General features: G+C 42.9%; 15 protein-coding genes, 1 pseudogene and 1 other annotated feature. Of the genes and pseudogenes, 5 read left to right on the plus strand and 11 right to left on the minus strand.

Annotation, left to right across the window (positions count from 1 at the left end; genetic code table 11):
• Nucleotides 1-15: 15 nt before the first annotated feature.
• The 8 genes and pseudogenes from acnA to ED605_RS09505 all read right to left on the minus strand — a co-directional run bounded on the left by acnA (nucleotide 16) and on the right by ED605_RS09505 (nucleotide 10,247).
• Nucleotides 16-2,658 carry an aconitate hydratase AcnA gene (gene acnA / locus ED605_RS09470; protein WP_121978660.1) on the minus strand — a complete coding sequence of 881 codons (2,643 nt, stop codon included), beginning with the start codon at nucleotides 2,656-2,658 and terminating at the stop codon, nucleotides 16-18.
• Nucleotides 2,659-2,980: 322 nt separating this feature from the next.
• Nucleotides 2,981-3,754, minus strand: a complete 774-nt coding sequence (locus tag ED605_RS09475) for a DUF4430 domain-containing protein (protein WP_121978661.1) — start codon at nucleotides 3,752-3,754, stop codon at nucleotides 2,981-2,983.
• 17 nt (nucleotides 3,755-3,771) lie between these two features.
• Nucleotides 3,772-4,821 (minus strand): fucose-binding lectin II, encoded by a 1,050-nt coding sequence (locus tag ED605_RS09480; RefSeq protein ID WP_225419102.1) that lies wholly within the window; start codon nucleotides 4,819-4,821, stop codon nucleotides 3,772-3,774.
• A gap of 7 nt (nucleotides 4,822-4,828) precedes the next feature.
• Nucleotides 4,829-5,491 (minus strand): ECF transporter S component, encoded by a 663-nt coding sequence (locus ED605_RS09485; protein WP_162919789.1) that lies wholly within the window; start codon nucleotides 5,489-5,491, stop codon nucleotides 4,829-4,831.
• Nucleotides 5,492-5,544: 53 nt separating this feature from the next.
• Nucleotides 5,545-7,206 carry an ABC transporter ATP-binding protein gene (locus tag ED605_RS09490; RefSeq protein ID WP_121978663.1) on the minus strand — a complete coding sequence of 554 codons (1,662 nt, stop codon included), beginning with the start codon at nucleotides 7,204-7,206 and terminating at the stop codon, nucleotides 5,545-5,547.
• Nucleotides 7,194-8,090 (minus strand): energy-coupling factor transporter transmembrane component T, encoded by an 897-nt coding sequence (locus ED605_RS09495; RefSeq protein WP_121978664.1) that lies wholly within the window; start codon nucleotides 8,088-8,090, stop codon nucleotides 7,194-7,196. Before ED605_RS09495 ends, ED605_RS09490 begins: the two co-directional genes overlap by 13 nt.
• 180 nt (nucleotides 8,091-8,270) lie before the next feature.
• The gene (locus ED605_RS09500; protein ID WP_121978665.1) at nucleotides 8,271-8,873 is read right to left on the minus strand and encodes a pentapeptide repeat-containing protein; all 603 of its coding nucleotides are present in this window, start codon (nucleotides 8,871-8,873) and stop codon (nucleotides 8,271-8,273) included.
• Nucleotides 8,873-10,247, minus strand: a pseudogene (locus ED605_RS09505) (cytosine permease). The gene ED605_RS09500 and the pseudogene ED605_RS09505 overlap by 1 nt, the downstream one beginning before the upstream one ends.
• Before the next feature lie 270 nt (nucleotides 10,248-10,517).
• Nucleotides 10,518-10,766: a binding site (T-box leader), on the plus strand.
• Nucleotides 10,767-10,827: 61 nt separating this feature from the next.
• Between ED605_RS09505 and ED605_RS09510 the strand changes: the two are divergent.
• From ED605_RS09510 to metF, 4 genes are all read left to right on the plus strand, one after another.
• Entirely contained in the window at nucleotides 10,828-11,943 is a 1,116-nt protein-coding gene (locus ED605_RS09510; RefSeq protein WP_121978666.1) for a 5-methyltetrahydropteroyltriglutamate--homocysteine S-methyltransferase, read from the plus strand.
• 478 nt (nucleotides 11,944-12,421) lie between these two features.
• Nucleotides 12,422-12,895, plus strand: a complete 474-nt coding sequence (locus tag ED605_RS09515; RefSeq protein WP_003625268.1) for an S-ribosylhomocysteine lyase — start codon at nucleotides 12,422-12,424, stop codon at nucleotides 12,893-12,895.
• 196 nt (nucleotides 12,896-13,091) lie between these two features.
• Complete coding sequence (gene metE, locus ED605_RS09520) at nucleotides 13,092-15,377, plus strand: 5-methyltetrahydropteroyltriglutamate--homocysteine S-methyltransferase (protein ID WP_121978667.1); 2,286 nt, start codon at nucleotides 13,092-13,094, stop codon at nucleotides 15,375-15,377.
• Nucleotides 15,355-16,257: a methylenetetrahydrofolate reductase [NAD(P)H] gene (gene metF / locus ED605_RS09525; RefSeq protein WP_121978668.1), complete on the plus strand. Its 903-nt coding sequence runs from the start codon at nucleotides 15,355-15,357 to the stop codon at nucleotides 16,255-16,257. Before metE ends, metF begins: the two co-directional genes overlap by 23 nt.
• 666 nt (nucleotides 16,258-16,923) lie before the next feature.
• Here the strand turns inward: metF and ED605_RS09530 are convergent.
• Entirely contained in the window at nucleotides 16,924-18,144 is a 1,221-nt protein-coding gene (locus ED605_RS09530) for a CPBP family intramembrane glutamic endopeptidase (protein ID WP_121978669.1), read from the minus strand.
• 411 nt (nucleotides 18,145-18,555) lie between these two features.
• Nucleotides 18,556-19,674 (minus strand): aminotransferase, encoded by a 1,119-nt coding sequence (locus tag ED605_RS09535; RefSeq protein WP_121978670.1) that lies wholly within the window; start codon nucleotides 19,672-19,674, stop codon nucleotides 18,556-18,558.
• Nucleotides 19,675-19,913: 239 nt separating this feature from the next.
• On the opposite strand from ED605_RS09535, the gene spx reads away from it, so the two are divergent.
• Nucleotides 19,914-20,309 (plus strand): transcriptional regulator Spx, encoded by a 396-nt coding sequence (spx, locus tag ED605_RS09540; RefSeq protein WP_121978671.1) that lies wholly within the window; start codon nucleotides 19,914-19,916, stop codon nucleotides 20,307-20,309.
• Nucleotides 20,310-20,384: 75 nt separating this feature from the next.
• On the opposite strand, the gene ED605_RS09545 is transcribed toward spx, so the two are convergent.
• Complete coding sequence (locus tag ED605_RS09545; protein WP_225419103.1) at nucleotides 20,385-22,547, minus strand: YhgE/Pip domain-containing protein; 2,163 nt, start codon at nucleotides 22,545-22,547, stop codon at nucleotides 20,385-20,387.
• Nucleotides 22,548-22,927 lie beyond the last annotated feature (380 nt).

Raw genomic sequence — 22,927 nt, forward strand, 5'->3', positions numbered from 1 at the left:
TTTTATCACCTCCGGCTATTGAATCCGCTCATGTTGCGGTGCTTTTTTTGAACCAACTTTGTTAGCCACAATCATTGGCATAATGCCGCCGTCCTGGTAGTAAGTCCAATCAACCGGCGTGTCAAAACGAACTGTCGCATCAAACTTGACTTGCCGGCCGGATTTTTCTGCCGTTACATGAGCGATCTGACCAGCCAATTCGATTGAAAAAGTCTCGGTGCCATCCAGGCCCAGCGTTTCAGCCGTTTGGCCCGGCAGGTATTGAAGCGGCACGACCCCCATCATGGCTAAGTTGGCCCGGTGAATGCGTTCGAAGCTTTCAGCAATAATGGCTTTAACGCCCAATAGTTTAACGCCCTTGGCTGCCCAATCACGGGATGACCCCATCCCATAGTCCTTACCGGCCAAAATGACCAGGCCTGTCTGATCAGCTTGATAGCGTTGAGCTGCTTCAAAAATAGTGGTCTCTTCATTAGTTGGTAAATACCGGGTGAAGCCACCGGTTTTATCCGGCGTTAGTTGATTTCGAAGCCGAATATTCGCCAGGGTTCCCCGCATCATCACCTCATGGTTGCCACGACGCGACCCATATGAATTAAAATCTTTAATCGCAACACCCTTGGATTTCAGGTATCGGCCAGCTGGTGTCTGAGCCCCGATATAGCCAGCCGGTGAAATATGATCGGTAGTAATTGAATCCCCAAGCTTAGCTAAGACCCGTAAGCCCGTCAGGTGCTTGCTGCCCGCCGCGTCATCAAAGAACGGTGGTGAGGCTAAGTACGTTGACTGTGGATCCCACTGATAAGTTGCTGAATGAGGTGCCGGTAACCGATCCCAAGCCGCATTTTGATTTAAAATCGATTGATAGTTCTTTTGAAATTCGGCTGGTTTAAGATATTGATGCGTCAATTCATCAACTTCAGCATCACTTGGCCACAAGTCCTTTAAATAAACCGGTCGGCCGGTTTGATCTTTTCCAACGGGCTGCGTCGTCAAATCAATATCACAGGTCCCCGCCAAAGCATAAATAACCACTAAGGGCGGAGAAGCCAAGTAGGTATCCTTAATTAAGGGGTTAACCCGACCCTCAAAGTTTCGATTACCGCTTTCAACCGCTGCAATCGGATAAGGATCGTCAGTTAGACGCGTTTGCAAATCTTCTTTTAATTGACCCGAATTACCAATACAAGTGGTGCATCCGTAACCAACCAGATTAAAGCCCAATTGATCCAGATATGGCTGTAGCCCGGCGGCTTTTAGATATTGAGTGACAACTCGTGACCCGGGCGCCAGCGATGTTTTCACGTAATCCGGCACTTTTAATCCCAAGCTAACCGCCTTTTTTGCAACCAAGCCAGCGGCTACCAAGACCTGTGGGTTGGACGTGTTGGTGCAACTGGTAATAGCCGCAATTCCAAGGGATCCGACCCGAATCTTGAATTTTTTTCCATTAACAGTGATCGGATAATCAGGCAGGTCACGTCGATCATCAAATTGTTTGGGCATATCCTTTAAATAAACCGTATCCTGTGGTCGATTTGGCCCAGCTAAACTACTTTGCACCGTGGCCAATTCCAATGTCTCCGTTTCACTGTAATGACGAGTCTCCTTAGGATTGTAGAACAGATGATTGTGTTTGGCATACTGTTCAACGAGTTCGATTTGTTGTGATGATCGGTTAGTTAGCTTCAAATAGTCAAGTGTCTGCTGGTCAATTGGGAAGAAGCCGCACGTGGCACCATATTCGGGCGCCATATTGGCAATTGTTGCCCGATAGGCTAACGGAAGTTGCTGCATGCCGTCACCATAAAATTCAACAAATTTACCAACCACGTTATGTTCCCGCAATAAATGGGTTAAAGCCAATGCCAAATCGGTCGCCGTAACCCCCTCGCCGAGTTGACCGGTTAGTTTGACACCAACTACTTTTGGCATGGGCATATAGGTGGCTTCACCAAGCATGCTGGATTCTGCTTCAATGCCGCCAACTCCCCAGCCTAAAACACCTAGTCCATTAATCATGGTTGTATGGGAATCAGTACCGACCAACGTGTCTGGAAAGGCTTCATAACTACCATCAGCTAATTGCTTAGCATGAACTACATCCGCGAGATACTCCAAATTCACCTGATGAATAATCCCAGTGTCAGGCGGAATCACCGTTAAATTGTCAAAGCTGTTTTGCGCCCATTTTAAAAAAGTATAACGCTCCGCATTTCGCTTAAACTCCTGTCGAATATTGTATGAAAAAGCTTCATCGTTGCCAGAGTGATCAACTTGTACTGAGTGGTCAATTACCAAGTGAACAGGCACTTCGGGGTTAATTGAGTTGACATCGCCACCACGTTTGGCAACGGCATCCCGAATTGCCGCCAAGTCTACCAGAGCCGGGACACCTGTCAAATCTTGAAGAATCACCCGTTCCGGCTGGTGGGGAATATCCTGATCATGTTGGTGATCCCAGTCATCAAAAACAGAAAGGACCTGCTCTCGCTTAGGATCCTGATCAGCATGCCGAAGGGCTTCTTCCAGTAAAATCCGAATACTGTAAGGTAGGGAGTTAACATCCCGACCCCTATCAGCCATATATGCATCAATATCATAGAACCGGTATGTTTTGTCCGCTAAATGCAGTTGTTGCCGGTACGATTTGTCCATAAACTAGCCACCATCCTTTGTAGGTGTCAATGAATTATTTGAATTCAGCTATTAAAAACCGAATAATAGTTGGCTTTTCCGATTAAATTGTCAACAATTCATCCTATTTTAATGATAATTTCACGTATATTTAATCTACCTGCAAGTGCCGGGACTGTCAAGGCCTGTTTGCATATTTATTTATTAACTATGTCAAGCCTTAAACTAAATCCATTTTTGTGAATCTATCCCTCAAAACAGCTATCAATTCAAAAAAGCATCTAGACCAATTACTGATCCAGACACCTCATGATTAAATAATTAAATTTTAAAATAATTGAGTTTAAGGCTTATATCCATCAACTGAAAAATACCAGTGAACCCGATCACCAGGCTTGACTCGCTTTTCACCAGCTGATTTATCGACGTACTTGCCATTAACCGAATACATCCAACCACTACCGGGACGAATATCATTTTCCTTCAACCCGTTAATGGCACTCACGTAGACGTCCGGACTCTTAGTGTAACTCACTTTTAGATGGGTCCTCATCAAGAGTGAGAAAGCCGTTGCTTTACCGGTAATCTTTTGGAAACCGGCATAAAACTGTTTTTTATATCCAGAAACCTTCACATACGCTTTGCCGACGACATCAGAGTGATGAGCTGACTTTGGCTTGGCCTTAGCCGTTGCAACTCGCTTTTGACGAGAGGACTTCTTTTGAGACTTCGCCTTGCTGGTGGGTTGCCGATTAGCCTTCTTTTTTGCCTTAGAAGACGGGTGTTTAGAAGACTTGGACTGCCCGGAAGACGCCGGGGCATGATGGCGTGCATTGGAATGCGACTTCTTATTGGCACGGCGATCACTCGAACGACCGGTAGTTGTCGGCTTTTTCGATGAAGCTGCGGAATGCTTTTTGGATGTCTGTTTGGCCTTTGCCCGATGCTTTTGCTTTGACTTAGACTTCGAACTAGTGGATTGATCCGATTTAGCAGGATGACTTGATTGCGCTGTTCTGGGATGTTCTTGGGCATGTTGGGCCATTACTTCGCGGATACCAACCGCTAACCCAACTACCAGAACAATCGCAATCAAAATACCGATCATTTTTTTCATAAAACTGCCTCAACTAATTAATTAAGTGAATAGACCGATTGTTTCTTCTGAGCTTGGCGATAAGCCGCATTAGCCAAGTTGACTTGGCCGACACCCAGTGTTTGACTGGCAGCTCCTTTAATTGAACCGGTTGAATTAACATAGCTTAACATTGCCCGCAATGGTGAAGCACTTTGACCACTCTTAAAGACACTGTTGGCGTACTTTAAGGTATTCAATTTAGTTGAAAAGGCAATGACTGCTTCCGCAGTGGAGTTGGCATTTGGCACATTTTTACCGTTGTAAGTATAACCATAAGCACCATTGTCATAAACGGCCTTCTTTAAATAACTCTGACCGTTTTTCAACGCAGTTTGAATGGCGGTGGTGGTTCCCTTGCCACGGGCTAGCCCAATGACTGCCATGGCCGTTGTATCACTATCAACCGCTGCAGCTGTATTATTGTAGGCCCAGCCGTGGTTACTCTGTTGGTTCTTGACAATCAAATTACTTAAACTATTCTTTGAGAATTTAGCCGTTGACGGGCGCTTGAATTTTGAACTCATTGATACTGCAATCAATGCCTGGCTTTGGACGTTAACGGTCTGTTTAGTCATTGACTTTCGGTAAAGCGCACTGACTAAATTAACTTTTTGCTTGGAGCCGGCCAAGGTAAAGCGTTGTGGATTATAGCCAACTGCTCTTAAAGCCATAATGGCATTGGCCAACTCACCCGGGGTGCTCTTTTTATTTAAGACCAGGTTTTTTGCCACCCGTTGTCGTTGGGTCTTAGTAAAATGATAGCCTAACCCCTTAAGTCCCAGTAGAAAATCGGAATAACCGGCAGCTGCACCAGTCGCCGGATAGGCCTTGCGACTGAATAAGGCCGTTGTTTTGCCGGATAAACCTGTACGGTTCTTGACTAACATCTTTTTAGCGTACCGATAACTGGCCGTCACCTTAGAACGTTGATAACTTGTCGATGCGGTTTGGCTGCTGGCGGCACTAATGGTAGTGGCCGGTGCCATCCCCCCAAGCGCCAATAATCCAACCACTGAAACCATTAAAACCCGCTTAAAATTTTTCATCAAAAATCTACTTCCCTTCATGTTTGGTAGTCGGCAAAAAGCTGTATTTATCATCAAGTCGTCGAAACAACTTCTGCCAAGGATTTGAAAACAGTGCCAGTAACACTGCATTTGAAACACTGTGAAAAAGATCAAACTTGAAACTCAATATAAAGCCCCCGAGGACTGATTTAATCGTTAGCGGATGAACATAAGTCATGATCGACCAGATATCCATAATCCAGCCAAATAAGAATCCCCAGAGTGCTCCAAAAACAATCAGCAATCCCAATCGCTTACCGATGATCGTATGGGCAATTAGTGCCGCTGTGAACCCCATCAATCCCCAGGCAAACATCTGCCATGGTGTCCATGGTCCCTGACCCAAAAAGAGGTTTGAAACCAAGGCCGTTGTGGCACCCACAACAAAGCCCAACTCGGGACCAAGAATCATTGCCCCCATTATAATCACAAAACTGGCCGCTTGAACACTGGGAATCGCCGCAAACGCCAATCGTCCAACTACCGCCAATGCAACCAAGATTGCCATGAACATGAGGGTTGACGTTTTAAGGGGCGTATGTTCAAATCGCCAGTACACCATTAAAAGACTGGCTAATAGGATCATCAAACTAAACATTAGGTAATGTTGCCCACGTAAAAGTAATGACAGAACCAGAAATGCCGCCATCACCATAAAAATTATTCCCAGTTGAAAAATAGCCCAGCCGGAAAACCAACGTTTCAATTTACATCCCCCTTTTCCGCGACCACATCATCGACTAAAATGGCGGTTGGAACCTGATCTCTCAGCAGTCGATTAACCGCTGTCGTAAAGAAAAAATTTTCCGAGAAAAATTGCCGCCTCGGTAAAATGGTCTCCAAGTCGCCATCAAACATAAACCCGCAGTGGTCGGAGAATTCCGCCGCAAAGGCCATATCATGTGTCGCCATCACGATAGTGCCCCCGCTGCGTTGATAATCCTTTAACAGCTTTCCAACAATGTATTTAGTATTCGGATCCAAACCGTTGGTCGGTTCATCTAAAATTAGTAGCACAGGTTCGGCCATTAATGCGATTGCCAGCCCCAATAGCCGCTGTTGACCACCACTTAAATCAAATGGATTTTGAGATTTCAAGTGTGTTAAGCGACAGTCTTTAAGCATTCTCGCGGCCCGTTCCGCGACATTTTTAATTTCCAGTTGTTGTCCCTGGACGATTAATTCCTGAATCACTGTTTCCTGACCAAATTGGAGGGTCGGCTCTTGAGATAAAAATGACAGTTGTTGAATTCGTTGCAGGTTGGACAGTTTCCAAATAAGGCGGCGATTCAGTTTGATCTTTCCGAATTGTGGTTTGCGCAAGCCGGCCATCAAGCTTAAGAGGGTTGACTTACCGGACCCATTTTTGCCAACGATCGTCAACCAATCGCCCTTATTTACGAACAAATTCAAATGGTCCACCACGTTTTGCTCAGCATTAAACGAGAAGGAAACATTTTTCATCGCCAAAATCGGTTGTTCACCAGCTGCCGTTTTTAAGTCATGAGTCAAATGAGGAACCGACTTAAACCGAAATTTCCGGGCGCGGATTAGCCGCTGAGCAGTCATTACTGAAAGGGGTAATGGACTAGCTTGGGGATAGTAAGTTAAAAATAATGCCGGTACTTCTGGGACAAAACGCTTCGTAGTTGGTTGATAAAACATTTTTGCCATAATTGAAGCTGGTGAGCCATCTGCCGCAATGGTGCGCTGATTCAATAATACCATCCGGGTTGCCAAAGTAATTGGTAAACTCAAATTATGCTCGGTCATCACAATGGTCATCCCAAGTTCCTGATGAATCCTGGCCAAAATCGCCATGAGATTTCGCGTCATTAACGGATCCAATTGGGCAGTCGGCTCATCTAAAAGAATCACCTTTGGCCGCAAGATTAAGACCGCGGCCAGATTAACCAGCTGGAGTTGCCCTCCTGACAAGGTTTCAATCGACTGGTGTAACCAGTGATCCAATCCCAAATAAGTGGTCATTTCTGCAATCCGGCGATTAATTTCTCGACTTGGGCAGCCAATGTTTTCCAGTGAAAAGGCCAGTTCTTCAATCACTGTGGGCATTACCGGCTGATGTCTTGGATTCTGACTAACGTAGCCAATTGTTTGAGCACTTTGCAGCTTCGTCATTTCAGAAATTGATTGGCCGGTTATTGTTATTTGCCCCTCGCGTTGACCATTAGGCAATAGTTCCTTCTTCAAATGCCGTAGCAGCGTGGTTTTGCCACTGCCGCTATCACCGGCGATCACTAAAAAGTCGCCCTGATTAACGGTCAAGTCAACATTTTGGAGGGTCGGCTGCTCAGCATGGGGATATGTAAAAGTTAAATGAGTCAGCCTGATTAATTGATCCATAAATCAGTCGCCCTTTCAAAAATAATCGGCATTAATAAGAAACCGGCAAATAAGCCCGAAATCCAGCCATCAGTAATCGGAAACGTCCAATTAAAGTCTAACGCGGAAGTGGTCCAGCCAAACGAAGCAATTCTCAAGCCCAGTAACCCTAAGAAAACCAATGAGGTTGTTGCCACAAAGCCACTATCGCCAGTTTGCCAACGAAATGCCTGATAATGGCTACGCTTGGTGGCACCAAAGCCCCGGGCATCCATACTCTGGGCTTTTTCCATCCCGGCAGCCAGTGACGTTTCAAGTAAAAGATTCAAAAAGTGCATAGCGGTTTCTACCCGCTGCTTGGGTGAGCCGACTTTTAACGCCACATTACGAGTCTTTTGATACATCACCAGCTGCTTGAATTGCCGGGTAAAGGTCCCCACTAAATTGACCGAAAGAACGACCAGCAAAGCAAATCTGGGACTTACCGGCGAAAAAACCGCTAATAATTTATTAGTCGTCAAAATGGCATTCAACAGCGCAAACATCATTAACATTTCAACCAGCATCAACCCCATGACACCGCCATACAACAATGCCGACAGTGAGAGCTTAAATGGTACATTAAAGAACGTGATTTGCCAGATATAAGGACGGCCACTTTGATTCAATAACACATTAAATGCCACAATCACGAGAAATATCCAAAAGTCGATCTTAAGTTGCTGCCAAACTCGTTGACCACCAAGATAATCCCAGTTTAAAAACGTGATCAGCAAAAATGATGTGGCCACGATTGAAAGATGATTAAAAAATAGTAACAAGCTAATGAGTTCAGCGAAGTATACCGTCGCCGCAAGCGGATGAATGTGAAAAAAGAAGCGCTTTTCAATTGGTTCCCGGCTCATGGCTGATGCTCCTTTCACGCAAATCACCATATTTTTAAAAAATCTTCTAAACAATTGCTGAGGCTTTCACAAGCGCGCCAAGTTTTCGACCATCATTCAGTATATCATTGTCTAAGTTCAGACCAGCATGATTTTTCAGGAATTGTTTCATCACGTTAGCCGGCTTTGATCATTATTTCCTCAATCATCTTTAACAACCACCCCCAGCAGCCCAATTAGTGACCTTGCCTGCCATGGGTTAATGATTAATCCCCTAATCAGTTCAGGACTAACCGTGAGCGTTTCAAAACGAGATTGGGACAGGTCAATCCCTTTTAACTTGGTGTCCAGAAAATCGCTCTGATCAAGGTTACATTGAGAAAATACCAGTCCTTTTTTGAGAGTCACAGCCTGAAAAGCGGTTTCCTGCAAATTCACCTGATTAAAATGAACCTTGACCATCGTTGACTCACTAAAATTCGCGTATCGCAGATTGGTATCAGTGACCGACACATTTGTCAGTTTGGTGCCAACAGAAAAATCGGCCCCCATTAACTGGCTACCGATAAATTGACTGTTGGAAAAATAGCTTTGGTGAAAGCTGGCGTTGAGAAATTGACACCCTTTAAACACCACAAAATTCCAATCACTTTGATCAAAATTGGTCTGTTCAAACTGACAGTGATCAAACGTCACATCGCTAATTCGAATCGGCTGATTTGAAACCCGAAAGGTACAGTCCACGTAGTCATGATCGACTTCAACGTCATCTAATCCCAAAGTCTGTTTTCGAATGGTTATCATTAGTTTGATTCCTCCCGATCATGACGAAAAAGTCGGTTTAAAACTAGGTAGAGAACAGCTGCGATGATCATCGAAAGAAACGTTGCCCCAACTGACTTTGCCAACAATGGAATGGTTTTGATGAAGCCATACGAAACTACTGCAACAGCCCATGAACCAATGGCGAACCAATTGATGCCACCAGTATACCAGTATTTCCCATCTCGAAGTGCAAAATGTTCAAATTCATAACGCCGATGCGAAATTAGATAAAAATCTGTTAAAAAAAATAGCAATTTCTGGTCCTAAGAACATCCCAATTCCGTCCAAAAAAGCGGTGAAGACATCTAAAAAGGTGGCATAAAAAATCGGAATGAAAGTGACAATGACCGCAACCAAGGTTACCACCACAATACTAACGGTCAACGATAACCGTTTAGTCATATTGGTCAGTGCGGAGCCGGCGGACATCAGATTGACTGCGTTGGCCGTCGTACTGGTAATAATAATCACCAACATGGCCAAGACACCCAGACCCAGTTTGCTGGCGATAGTGGATGGATCGGAATTGTTAGCATCAAAATGTGATAGGGTAATGGCCGTCGCAATGGTTGACACAACGCCAATCATCGCAAACCAGATCAGACCAAGATTAGCACCCCAAAATGGCGCATGAGTTGAACTACGCTTCTTTTTAGCAAATCTCGTAAAGTCACTAGCGGCCGTAACCCATGCCAAATTAAACGCTGCTAACACGTCGACCGCCTGCCCGGCACTCATTTTTAAATTGTGAGGTGGTCGCCAAGCAATAATCTGTGAAAAAGACACGTGTTGAAAAACGACCACGCATTCCCAGATCACTAAGACAAATACGAGAACGATCCCGACTCGTTCAATGATTTGAACTGACCGTTCGCCCATTGAAATGCTTAACAAGTGAAGAATGCTCATCACGATGATGCCTGAAACCAGGCCTTTCAAACCACCGGGCTTACCGTAAACCGGCCAGCCCAAGACATCGTGGAGAATGTAGCTAATTGATGTGGCGGCAATAAAGGTGTTAACCGCCGCCCAACCAATGAATTGAATCACGTTAATCACCGAGGGTAAGAAGCTACCCCTTAGGCCAAATGAAGCCCGAGTCAAGGCCATTGCCGGCAAGCCGGTCTGATAGCCCATATATCCGGAAAGTGCCAATAATAAATAAGTAATAATGCCCACGATGATGAGCGAGGTGGAGGCCGTTGCAAATCCACAAGCTGCGATCACACCGCCAACGTACCAGGTGCCATTATTGGCATTTGCCCCAACCCAGGTAGCAAACATATCCCAGTAAGATTGGTGCCGATTGGCTTTTGGAATCGCCACCACCCGGCCAAACGTTTTATTTTCCATTCCTCACAGTCCTCCAACTTCTCCATCAAAAAAGAATGCCCCAGCTCACGACGAGTCAAGGCATCCCTTACCAGATGTATATTCTGGAAGAACAATGTTCATTAATGGCATTCCTTAACAGACTCACTGGGCTGTTTTTAAAGGAGTATAGTATTTTTCTGCCCTTAATTATACGGGAGCCGGTCCTAAAATGCAATTTAAGATCAGTTAAAGCCCCATCTTGACAAACCAACCCCTGACGATTAAACTGCTTGATAAATGAATTAAAATGAAAAAGCAATGAGAAGATAAGTAGTGGCCCTAATCATCTCCAGAAAGTTTGCGTTGCTGGAAGCAAACGATGAGTAACCATGAAAATGGTCTTTGAGCAAGATACCGTCGAGCTGAGGTAAGACGATATTGGGTAACGCCCATTAATGCGTCGAAGTTGTCATTAACTATTTTTAGTGATGACTTTTGGAGTTGATCGATGCGAGTCGATCAAAAATAAAGGTGGTACCACGGTAATGCGTCCTTGGAATTGAGATCCCAAGGCTTTTTTTATCTTCAAATGACACTAATTTTTAGGAGTGACCCATTTATGACAATTGAAACTAAAATTAAGTATCCCAACCGGTTTGATATTGTTGGCAGTTTTTTAAGACCGGCCAAGTTAAAACAAGCTCGGGAAGATTTTCATGCTAATCGGATTAGCCAAGCCGAACTTACCAAAGTTGAAAATCAAGAAATTGATCGCCTAGTGAAAAAAGAAGTTGAGCTTGGGCTAACCGACGTTACCTCAGGCGAATTCAGACGAAGCTGGTGGCATTTGGATTTTCTCGATGGATTGAAGGGCGCCCACTTTTTCACACCCGAGCATGGGTTCATTTTTCATGGTGAAGAAACCAGAAAGGGCGGCATCAAGATTACTGATAAGCTCGCGTATAACCCTAACCATCCCTTCTTTGATGATTTCAACTATTTAAAGCAGATTGTTCCAGACGGCATCACCCCAAAGCAGACTATCCCAAGTCCGTCAGTTCTCTTTCCAAATGAAGATGCTGAAATTTACGACGAGTATTATCATCATGATTTCAATGCTTTTCTAGCGGATGAAATTAAGGCTTATCAGGAAACAATCCAGCATTTTTACGACCTTGGCTGTCGCTATCTGCAATTGGATGACACCTCATGGGGCATGTGGGCTTCTTTCTCAAAAAACACGATTAACCCAGAGTTAAAACCACTTTGTGAAGCAGCCGTTAAAGCAATCAACGCGATTGCAGATCATAAACCAGCTGATCTCACCTTAACCATGCACGTTTGCCGGGGAAATTACGACTCCCATTGGGCAGGTGCCGGCGCTTATGATCCAGTGGCCGACTACCTTGCACAATTGCACATTGATGGTTACTTCTTGGAATACGATGACGAACGCTCCGGTGGCTTTGAACCATTGAAAAAGATCGCTGACAACGGCCGTCATCAGCGAATCGTTCTGGGTTTGGTCACAACTAAGAAGCCTGATTTGGAAGATCCTGACCTGCTGAAAAAACGAATCCAATTAGCCAGCCAGTACGTCCCACTTAATGATCTGTGTCTTTCGCCGCAATGCGGATTTGCTTCTACCGAGGAGGGTAATCACCTTACCGAAGCTGAACAGTGGCAGAAGTTAAAGTTGGTCATTGACACTGCAAAAGCCGTTTGGCCAAATTAACTTTTGGTAGTCAGTCACACCATTTGTATCAAAACCATTGACAATCATTAAAAGTACGTCTATTATTATCATTAAATTTTAATGCTAATCCGAAAAGAAAAAAGCTCTGAAGAGAAGAGTAACTGATTTAACAAAGGTCAAAGAGAATCCGGTTGGTGAGAAAGGATCCCTGAGCAATCAGCGAATATGAACTCTGAATAGCACAACTAAGTTAACGCTTGGTTGTCGGCTGCAACCGTTACATTGCGGAGTTTCAAGAATGACAATTAGTCATTTTTGGTACTTTCAGAGGTATTACTTGTGAGAGTAATACGAATCAGGGTGGTACAGCGAGACATTCGCCCCTCCGTCAGATTAATCTGATGGATGGGACGGATGTCTTTTTACTTGCTGAACCTCCGAAAAGATTTTATTATGTAGCGGTGACTGTTAAAATAGTAGTTGTGCGCACAAAAAATTTAAGGAGATTTGATAGTTTATGGCAAAAGTTGAAAGTTTTACATTAGATCACACAAAGGTTAAAGCACCTTACGTTCGTCTCATCACTGAAGAAACTGGAAAAAAGGGCGACGTCATTTCTAATTATGACTTACGACTTGTTCAACCCAACACCAACGCCATTCCAACAGCGGGGCTGCACACGATTGAACATCTCTTGGCCGGCTTATTGCGCGACCGTCTTGATGGCGTTATTGATTGCTCCCCATTTGGCTGCCGAACCGGATTTCATTTGATCACTTGGGGCGAGCACAGTACCACTGAAGTTGCCAAAGCTTTAAAGGGCTCACTTGAAGCCATCGCCAATGACATCGAATGGAAAGACGTCCAAGGTACCGACAAGTACAGTTGCGGTAATTACCGTGACCATTCCCTCTTCTCCGCTAAGGAATGGAGCAAGGAAATCTTGTCACAGGGGATTTCAGACCAGCCTTTTGAACGCCACGTCATCTAGTTTCTGAAGTACCTTCATTTAACGACTTTTGAAGCGCCATCGTAATCTGAATCTTGGATTATGATGGCGCTTTTTCCTTTTCAGAGCATCGGTTTTGGATTAGCAATGATATCCCTAAAAATTAGTTTTAAAAATTGATTGTTGGGGATAGCAACAATTGATTATCGGGTTTTTAATTATCGAGGAGGTTTCACTTATGACAACAACCATTATCGGCTTTCCAAGAATCGGGCACCATCGAGAATTAAAATTTGCGACTGAACACTACTGGAAGCATAAAATCAATCAGGAAGAATTACAGCAAACCGCTTATCAAATTCGAAAGAACCATTGGCTGGCTCAACGAGATGCCGGCATTGATTTGATCCCGGTCGGTGACTTTTCGTTCTTTGACGGCGTTCTAGACACCGCTAATTTATTAAATATCGTGCCATCGCGCTACAAAGCACTTAATTTATCCGAATTAGATGAATATTTTGCTCAAGCCCGAGGTTATCAAAAAGGCAGTGAAACGGTTAAGGCATTGCCGATGAAAAAATGGTTTAACACCAATTACCACTACATCGTTCCTGAATTTTCAAAGGATACTGAGGTTAAGCTGGTTGGCAACAAACTTTTTAACGAAGTCAACGAAGCCCTTTCATTAGGCATTAACGCTAAGGCCGTGGTCACTGGACCTTACACGCTGCTCAAATTGAGCCGGTTCTTAGACGACACCAAACCACGCGACTACGTTGATGCGCTGATCACGGCTTACCAGCAGGTAATTGCCCGCTTAAGTGAAAAAGGTGTGAAATGGCTTCAAATTGATGAACCGGCACTAAGCTTTGATGTCGACACTGCTGAAAAACGGCTCTTTGATGACCTTTATGATGGTATTTTAGCTCAGAAGCACTCAACCAAACTACTGCTGCAAAACTACTTCGGTGATATTCGTGATATTTACAACGATGTTGTCTCAAAAGGTTTTGACGGCATTGGCCTGGATTTTGTCGAAGGCACTTATAACAATCATCTGTTGGCTGAAAACGGCTTTCCGGATGATAAGGTGTTATTTGCCGGTGTCGTTAACGGTAAAAATATTTGGCGTAATCACTATGCTAAAACCATTCATTTCTTAAATCAGCTAAATACCAAAGCCGACGTTGTTCTAAGCAGTTCCGCTTCCCTGCTCCACGTACCTTATACAGCAGATGACGAAACCAAATTACCCTCAGACGTCAAGCAACACTTAGCCTTTGCACTTCAAAAATTAGCCGAAATTAAAGAACTTGACACTATCTACCATGACGAAGCTGATGGTCAAGCCGCTTTAGCAAAGAATGACGCGCTATTCCGTAATGTGAAGCATCCAGTTAACCCAGCCGTTCACGATCGCATTGCCAACTTAACCGATGCTGATTACACCCGGTTACCAGCTCGGGCAGAACGCGAAAAAATCCAGAAAAAAGAATTCAACCTGCCGCTACTGCCAACAACCACCATTGGCTCATTTCCTCAAACCAAGGATGTCCGCCAAAATCGCTCCAAACTGCGAAAAGGCGAAATTACCCGTGAGCAATACGACCAATTCAACGAAGACAAGATTGTCCGCATTCTCAGGAAACAAGAGGAAATCGGCTTAGATGTCCTGGTACACGGTGAGTACGAACGAAATGACATGGTTGAATACTTTGGTGAAAAATTAGACGGCTTTGTCTTTACCCAAAATGGTTGGGTTCAATCGTACGGAACTCGGGGTGTCAAGCCGCCCATTATCTGGGGAGACATCTCACGAACCGCACCGATCACCGTTAAAGCATCCGTTTTTGCCAAAAACCATACTGACAAATTGATTAAGGGGATGCTGACGGGGCCGGTCACCATCTTTAACTGGTCATTTCCACGTGAGGATGTCACACCAAAAGAGTCGGTCACCCAAATTGCCTTGGCACTCCAGGATGAGGTGCTAGACCTCGAAAAGCACGACATTAAAATTATTCAGATTGATGAACCGGCATTGCGTGAAAATCTACCATTAAGAAAATCCAATTGGTATTCAGAATATCTCGACTGGGCCGTTCCAGCATTCCGGTTGGTCCACAGTAAGGTTCAAGCCTCGACCCAAATCCACACTCACATGTGTTACAGTGAATTTGGTGACATTATTAAAGCAATTGATAACCTGGATGCCGATGTCATTTCATTTGAAGCTTCCCGTGCCGACTTTACTCTGATTGACCAACTGGTTGCGGCTAACTTCCAAACTGAAGTTGGTCCCGGCGTTTACGATATTCATTCACCGAGAATCCCTTCGGAACAAGAAATTGAAGATCTAATCAAACAGTTGGTTCACAAATTGCCAATTGACAAGATCTGGATCAATCCGGATTGTGGTTTGAAGACGCGAACCGAAGAAGAATCTTTCAAGAGTCTGCAAAACATCGTTGACGCAACCAAGAAAGTAAGAAGTGAGATTAATGAGCCTAACAGCGTTATTTAAAGATAAAACCGTCTTCTCATTGGAAGTTTTCCCACCAAAAAAGAACTCGCCAAAGGAAGCCATTTTACCAACGCTTCAGCAACTGCAGTCAATTAGCCCGGATTTTATCTCCGTTACTCTGGGCGCTGGTGGGTCGGATCATTACACGGGAACCGTTTCAATTGCCGACTTAATTCAAAATCAATTGAATATCCCAGCAGTGGCTCACGTTCCCGGGCTGTACCAGACTGAAACCCAGGTGCTGAACTTACTGGATCACCTTTCCGAAATCAACGTTAAGAATATTTTGGCCCTTCGCGGGGATCGGATTCCGGGAAAAGAACCGGTTGGCGTTTTCAATCACGCCAATGAGCTGGTGGCATTTGTTCGCAAGAATCGTCCCGACTTCAGCATTGCCAGTGCCTGTTATCCGGATTGTCACACTGAAGCAAGCGGCTTTGTTGACGACATTACCCATTTGAAAGCCAAGGTGGACGCCGGTGCCGATCACTTGATCAGTCAACTCTTCTTTGATAATCAATCTTTCTATGATTTCAAAGAAAAAACTGAAATTGCCGGTATTAACGTCCCAATTGAAGCCGGCATTATGCCCTGCACCAATAAAAAGCAGATTGAGCGGATTACTCAAATCACCGGCGTGCCGCTGCCAAAGAAGTTCAGTGCCATTCTGGATCGTTATCAGGATAGTAAGCAAGCCATGAGGGACGCTGGCATCGCCTTTGCGGTCGATCAAATCATTGACTTAGTCTCCGAAGGTGTCGACGGTATTCACCTTTACACAATGAACCATGCCGACATCGCTGAACGCATTTGGGAAGCGACTAAATCGGTTTTTGAGGCTGCTAATCAAAAAAAGGCTGAAAAAGCGAGTAATTATTAATCAATAAGAAATAATACTAAAAGTCACGATTAAGTACGAAAAGTACTGAGATCGTGACTTTTATTTTTCTCGCAGCCGTCCTTTTATTAGGAGGCTGAGTTTAGTTAATTGGCCCTGTTTATTGACCATGCAACATTAGATGAGATTTCCTGACATAGCCGGTCACCATCACCGCCGTCAACGCTGCGGTCACCCAGCCAAACGTATAGTACAGATGCTTTTTTGACATTTAAAGTTCCCTTTCTTACTTCATTAAATGACTTATTAATCCTGGATACTTGAGACGAAAATAAATTGGAGGAGTTATTTCGACAGCCGAATCGGATCTCAAAGCCATTTTAAAGTTAATCGGTTTCAGCTCCCTGGCTGATATTAACCGTCATTTCAATAACGCTACCGTCATCCCCTTTCCGTTAAAGATTATCCATAGATTACCGGTGACAACTTAACCCAAGCTTAAAATGCTCAATGATTTCTAAAAACCGGCTGTCTCTTAAGAAAATCATTAACTTTATCCCAAAAAAGAAGCAGCCACTCTACAAATGGCCACTTCACTAAGAATAACGAAATTCCGTTTTCGTTGTACCGGATCAATATAATACAGCACCAGAATAAAAATACGATTACCTATGAAAGGACGTGCTATGTGACAGGTTATCTAATAGTTTAATGTTCATTAGTAATATCTTTAAGTGTTGGTCGCATTACTTCAAACCTTTTGAACATCAAATAGAATGCCACAAGTAAAATAATTAAAGTGATCAATGAAGTTAGTTCAATTATATATAAACTTGGCGTAACTTCAGTAAAACTTGCTCCTCTTGCTAAAACGCCACCAAACAAATCCATCAAACCATGCATTAACACAGCCGTCCACAATCTTCCAGTACATAGATAAATAATTGCAAAAAGAACTCCTACAGAAAAAGTCGTGACAATTTGTAACAGAGTTGCTTCAATTGATTGTTGATTGGACAAATTAAAACTGTGAGCTAACCCAAACAAAAGTGATGAAATGATTACTGGTTTGATCACTGGGTTTTTAGAATTTCGATAATGCCTAATCAGTTGCCAAAGGACTGCATACCGAAATTCCCATTCCTCAACAAAACTACCCATCATAGTTACAATAATCGTTAAAAGAGGCACTTCTCGCAATTTAAAATTCCAATGATTAATAAATTGAAACCAGCTATCTGCTGTCGAAAAAGTACTTATGCCAATTATTACAAATCCAAGCAAAAACAATCCAGTTAATACTATCAGTTGAGTATCAGAATTAACCCCAAACTTTAAAAGATTAGGAGACTTATAGCCCCACCAATGCATAAGCCAACCTATTAGCAGAATGAATCCTATATCTGAAATCAGCTCCAAAATTTCAGGATGCAAAATTTTGGCAGGTGATAAAATAATAATTTGATCTAAAGAAACTTGAAAAGCCACATCAAAAAGAATAACCAATCCTATACGTTTTGCTAGTAATTCAGCCTTTCTCATATAAATATACACTAAGGGTATCAATCCTATGAAAAAAGTAATTATAACGAAATAGCTTAGCAGTTCTGATGTTAGATGCCACTCAACCACTAGGACTGAGAAGGATAGGGTAATTGTTGCAGACAAAGCACTCGGAAAAATAAGAACTTCAAAAAAGTCCCCAACCGTAATTAGAAAATGTGACCTTTTTTTGTGCATTATTTCTAGCAATACTCCAACAAAACTGGATGCAAGAAAAATGCCAAAGAAAAGATGACTATCTACGCGGGTAAAAGCATTATTAGGATATGGATATCGTTTAAACCAACTGATGCCAAGAACTATCACCATAAATATGCATTGAGTCATGAATATTTTTGATAGTAAATTTTCCTTATCTTTATTCAAGGGGCTTTACACCTCCAAAAATGGTCAAACATAATTAAGCCATAGCTTAAGAATATATTAAGTTAAATTCACACTTACAAGCTTATACTAGCATAGATAGACTTAAAAACTAATCGATTTGTATTAGCATTTTGAAAATTCGAAGCCTATCAAACACATTGATAAAAACGACTTTTAGGTAAGTATATGTAATCCCCCCTGCAGCAGCTTCGAATTAATTGCCATACAGGGGCACCAAACTTAGAAAAACACATTTTCTCACTGATCGTGCAGTATTGTAACCAATTTTCCGACATAGATCATCGCATTTAATGCTGCGACCGCTTAATCATATCAAACATTTCACGAAGATACTTTAGACACGTAAAACTCCATTTCCTATCTTGGCTAATGACTTAAACGAAATTTCATTTAATCATACTGTCGTAAAAATACCGATAAACGCTTCAAACCTTCACGTAAAGTTGATTCATCCGCACAATACCCTAATCGAACGTTCCCCGGCATATCAAATCGGGTTCCCGGCACGAGTAAAACGCCCTGTTCCTTTAACAGTCGTACACAAAAATCTTCAATATCGTCTGGAATTGTCAGTTTGGGAAATGAAGTTGAAACGGCCTGTGGCATCACCACACTGGCTCGCGGCTCGTGATCAAGCCACTGTTGATAAATCTTGAGATTATTGACAACCAATTTCCGGTTTCGAGCCAAGACCTGATCCCGATGTTTAAGGATGCAAACCGCCATTGCGTCATTAAAGACGCCACAGCAAATCATCGTATAATCCCGATACTTCCGAAATAGATCGGCGATTTCAGCATTGGAAGCCGTCCAGCCAACTCGGATTCCCGGCATTGAATACGTTTTTGACAACGAATTGGTCGCAATTCCCTTTTCGTACAAGTCTGCAATTGACACAAACCTTTCAGAATCTACCAATGGCATATAGACTTCATCTACCAACACATATGCTCCTGATTGCTTAGCCAGCGCCACAACCTGTTTCAAAAAGGCTTCATCCAATAATGTACCAGTTGGATTATTAGCGTTATTTAAACAAATCATTTTTGTATTCGGTCGCATCAGAGCCTTCAATTCCGCTATGTCAGGATACCAATTTTGATCCTCATGGATGGACCAGTAGTCAACGTCTGCTCCCAGTGACTTGGGGATATCATACAGTTGCTGGTAGGACGGGTATTCAGAAATAACGTGATCGCCCGGTTCAATTAACGCGTAAAGTGCCAAGTGATTAGCACCCGTTGCCCCATTGGTTTGGAGGATGTTATCCGGACGAATATGCCGATATAATTTTGAGACTTCTTTTTTAAATTCCGGTGACCCTTCAATCCAGCCATAATTCATTTTTTGCTGATCCAAAATTTTGTAAAATTCTTCACCATCTTGACCATCAAGTGAAAGTGCTTCCTTCATTGTCATGGAAGCAATGGTGCTCTGAGAAATATCATACGTCGCTGACTTTTCCCACTTATTGAGCCATTCTTCAACGCCAAAGCCTGCAATTTTCATTTTATACCCCACTTTTACTAAAATCTAAAACTGTCTATGCATCAATATTATTAGTTGTGAACGATTTAATTATCTGAAATTGTTCCGGGCAAATTCCATATAAATTTTTAAAAACGCCGTAAAATCGCTGTTGACATTCCTAATAAATATGAGATGATTAATACATCGAATCGGTACATGACCTATCTCGCATAACTCATGTATTATTGTTGGCTGGTTACAAAGGGGGAGAAGTAACTATGTTAAACTTATATGTTGCACCAAGTAGCGCTTCTAGTCGAAAGGCCCGCAAATGGCTTGTTGACCACGGAATCGAATTTAAGGAACGAAACATTTCGCGAATTCCGTTAAATGCCGATGAAATCAAACAAATCTTGCGACTAACGGAAAACGGTAGTGAGGATATTATTTCAACTCGCTCCAATGCTTTCCAGAAACTACATGTTGATTTGGATAATCTAACTGTATCACAATTAATTGATTTAATGGTTAAACACCCTGATTTAATCAGACGACCACTAATTTTTAACGATGAACAACTTCAAGTTGGCTTCAGTGAAGAAGACATTCGCAGTTTTCTGCCACGGAGTGTCCGTGAAGCCAGTTTAAAACAACTGATGGATAGAATTAGCTAAAAATAATCTGCTCAAAAACGCCAAGGATCGCAACAATGATCCTTGGCATTTTTTGTGTTCAACTTTAGATAAGCTTTAACTCATCCCGGTTTTTTTAAAATCATCTAAAAGCCGATCTGTGTATCGTTTTAGTGGTTTCTTGGTAGACAAACCCACAGCCAGCACCAACACTGCCATGCAACTCAAAACGAACACGTCAACCATCACGGTTGCCATATTGGCACCACCAATGGCCTCGCGAAAACCGCTGACACTGTAAGCAAACGGAAACAGGGGTTGAAAAATTCTAAACAGCAGTGGATTCAATTGCACCGGATACATCGCGCCACTGCCTGCTAATTGCACCGCCATCAGCATGACAACCAAGGCCTTTCCAAGGTTGCCAAACAAGGCCGCCATCGTATAAACAATGATAGTAAACGTGACGGAAGAAATCAGTCCAATCATCAGCATTAAAAAAAGACTGGCGACGTGAATCTTTAAAAGGGCCACCGCAGACCCAATGATCACAACTGTTTGGACTAGTGAAAGCGTGCCAAACGTTAACAATTTTCCCAGATATTCGTCACGCACTGAAAGCCCTCTAAACTTCGCCAACTTGGGCGCCTTGGTTTTTAAAACTGCTACCAACATTGTGCAGCCGACCCAAATCGAAAGTGCAATATATGTCGGCGAAAAAGCTGCCCCAAAACTATTAACCTTATAGATATCTTCATTTTTAACCGTAACCGGTCGGGCAAGTGCACTTCCCATCAAGTCCGGATTACTTTGTAAAACCGTGATGATATTGGCAATATCATGATCACTGGTTAATTTCAGTTGATTGCTGACCGCCACGATCTCATCTTTGTAACTTTGCAACCGCTTCTCTAGTTTCCCGGAAGTGGACGCAACCAATTGATTCCCCTGGATAGCTGTATTTAACGACTGATTATTTAATTTTTTAACCCGGTTTAAGCTTCCCAAAATGTCCTGCGAAGAATGAGTCATTGCTAGCAAATCATTCCCAACGCCGCTCATCTGCTGTTTAACGGCATGATTGTAATGAATCAGCGCCTGATTTAAAGATGTCGCCACTTTGGCAAAGCCTTGGTTAATCTGCTCCTTAGCCGTCGCATTTAGTTGACGGTTTTGGTCGGTTATCTGCTTCAAAACGGCTAATTGATGCTTTTGAGCTTTTGTTAATCTAACCGCACTGGCCAGCGTCTTGATCAAGTCATGGCCTTCTCGTGTCGAGTGAATTCGGTTAAATGCCTGAGCAAATTCAAGTAACGGCTGAACCTGTCCTGACAATAAGTCTAATTGCAATGTCAGATTATCGGCCTTAGCATCAAAAGCACTTTGGTTTATCGTCGTCGAGGTCTGGTTGAGTTGATTAGCCACCCTTTTAAGTTGATTGGCGCTTTCGTTTGCTCCAGCCAGATTATTGCCAAAATTAGTAAACGACCGATTCAAAGATTTTTTTACCAACGGTTGCATCGTTGATTGCCCATCAGCCAAATTATCTGACAAATCAACATTTTGGGAAGCGTTAATCACTGGTTTAAACTCAGTAAAGGCCAACGCTAAACTATTTGATGTATCGCTAATAGTCCCAAGCGAATTGGAAGCCAGTCCCATGCTATCGCCTAGCGCAATGATGAGATCTTTTAGGTTTAAAATCCGGTCCTGATTCTCAGAGGCCTTGTTGCCGGCAATATTCAAATAGGAAAAAATTGTTCGATTAACTTCATAGATAAACTTTTGTCGAATCTTGGTTACCAACGTTTTAGCCGCCATTGACGTGATTTTAGCACCCATTGGGCTGTTCTTAGTGTTGGTTTTATAAATCAGCTGAGCCCTTTGAGGATGTGTTCCGGCAATACTGGTTAATTTCTCAGAAAAATCCTTTGGAATTTCAATCTCGGCATAGTACTTCCCTTTTTGCAGGTTTTTGGTAGCGTTAGCCCGACTTGCAAACCGCCAACCAATTTGGTTATTTTTATGTAAATTTGCGACAACCTGACTTCCCAAATTAATTTTTTGATGATGCAAATTGGTTCCAGTATCCCGATTTACCACTGCGACTGGAATATGATCAACTTCACTTGGTTGATAGGGGTTCCAAATTGCCCGAACGTTGACCAACGTATATAAACTTGGCAACAGGCATAACACGGTCACCGTAATAAAAGCCGCCCGATAACTAAAAATCGCGTGCAAATCACGATGATAAATCTTCCGAATGTTCGACATCATTAATTACCTCTCAAAGACATAGATCCCCCCTTCATAAAAAAAGCCACAACAAAACTCACCGTCTTGCTTCGGTCCCTTAACAAATATGTAATTACTAATGCTCCCCATTTTTCTTTTCCGATATAGTTTTAAGTCACTAATTTAATAACTGTTTTTTCTGAAAATTCGGCTGTTTTCTTATCCATAATGCACTATAATGATTGTAATGCATTCGTTAACCATTAACAAGACACAATTATTCCGCCCATTGACTATTGCTGGCCTATCGGGTTTGCTAAAACATACAGCTACAATTTATTACAAATTAAGCTAATTAAGTTTAGCAAAGAGCTTATATATCGTTATATTACGAGCCGGCTTTTCGTAGCTACAGATAATAG

This window comes from Lentilactobacillus raoultii (assembly GCF_900411375.1).
GTDB classification, from domain to species: domain Bacteria; phylum Bacillota; class Bacilli; order Lactobacillales; family Lactobacillaceae; genus Lentilactobacillus; species Lentilactobacillus raoultii.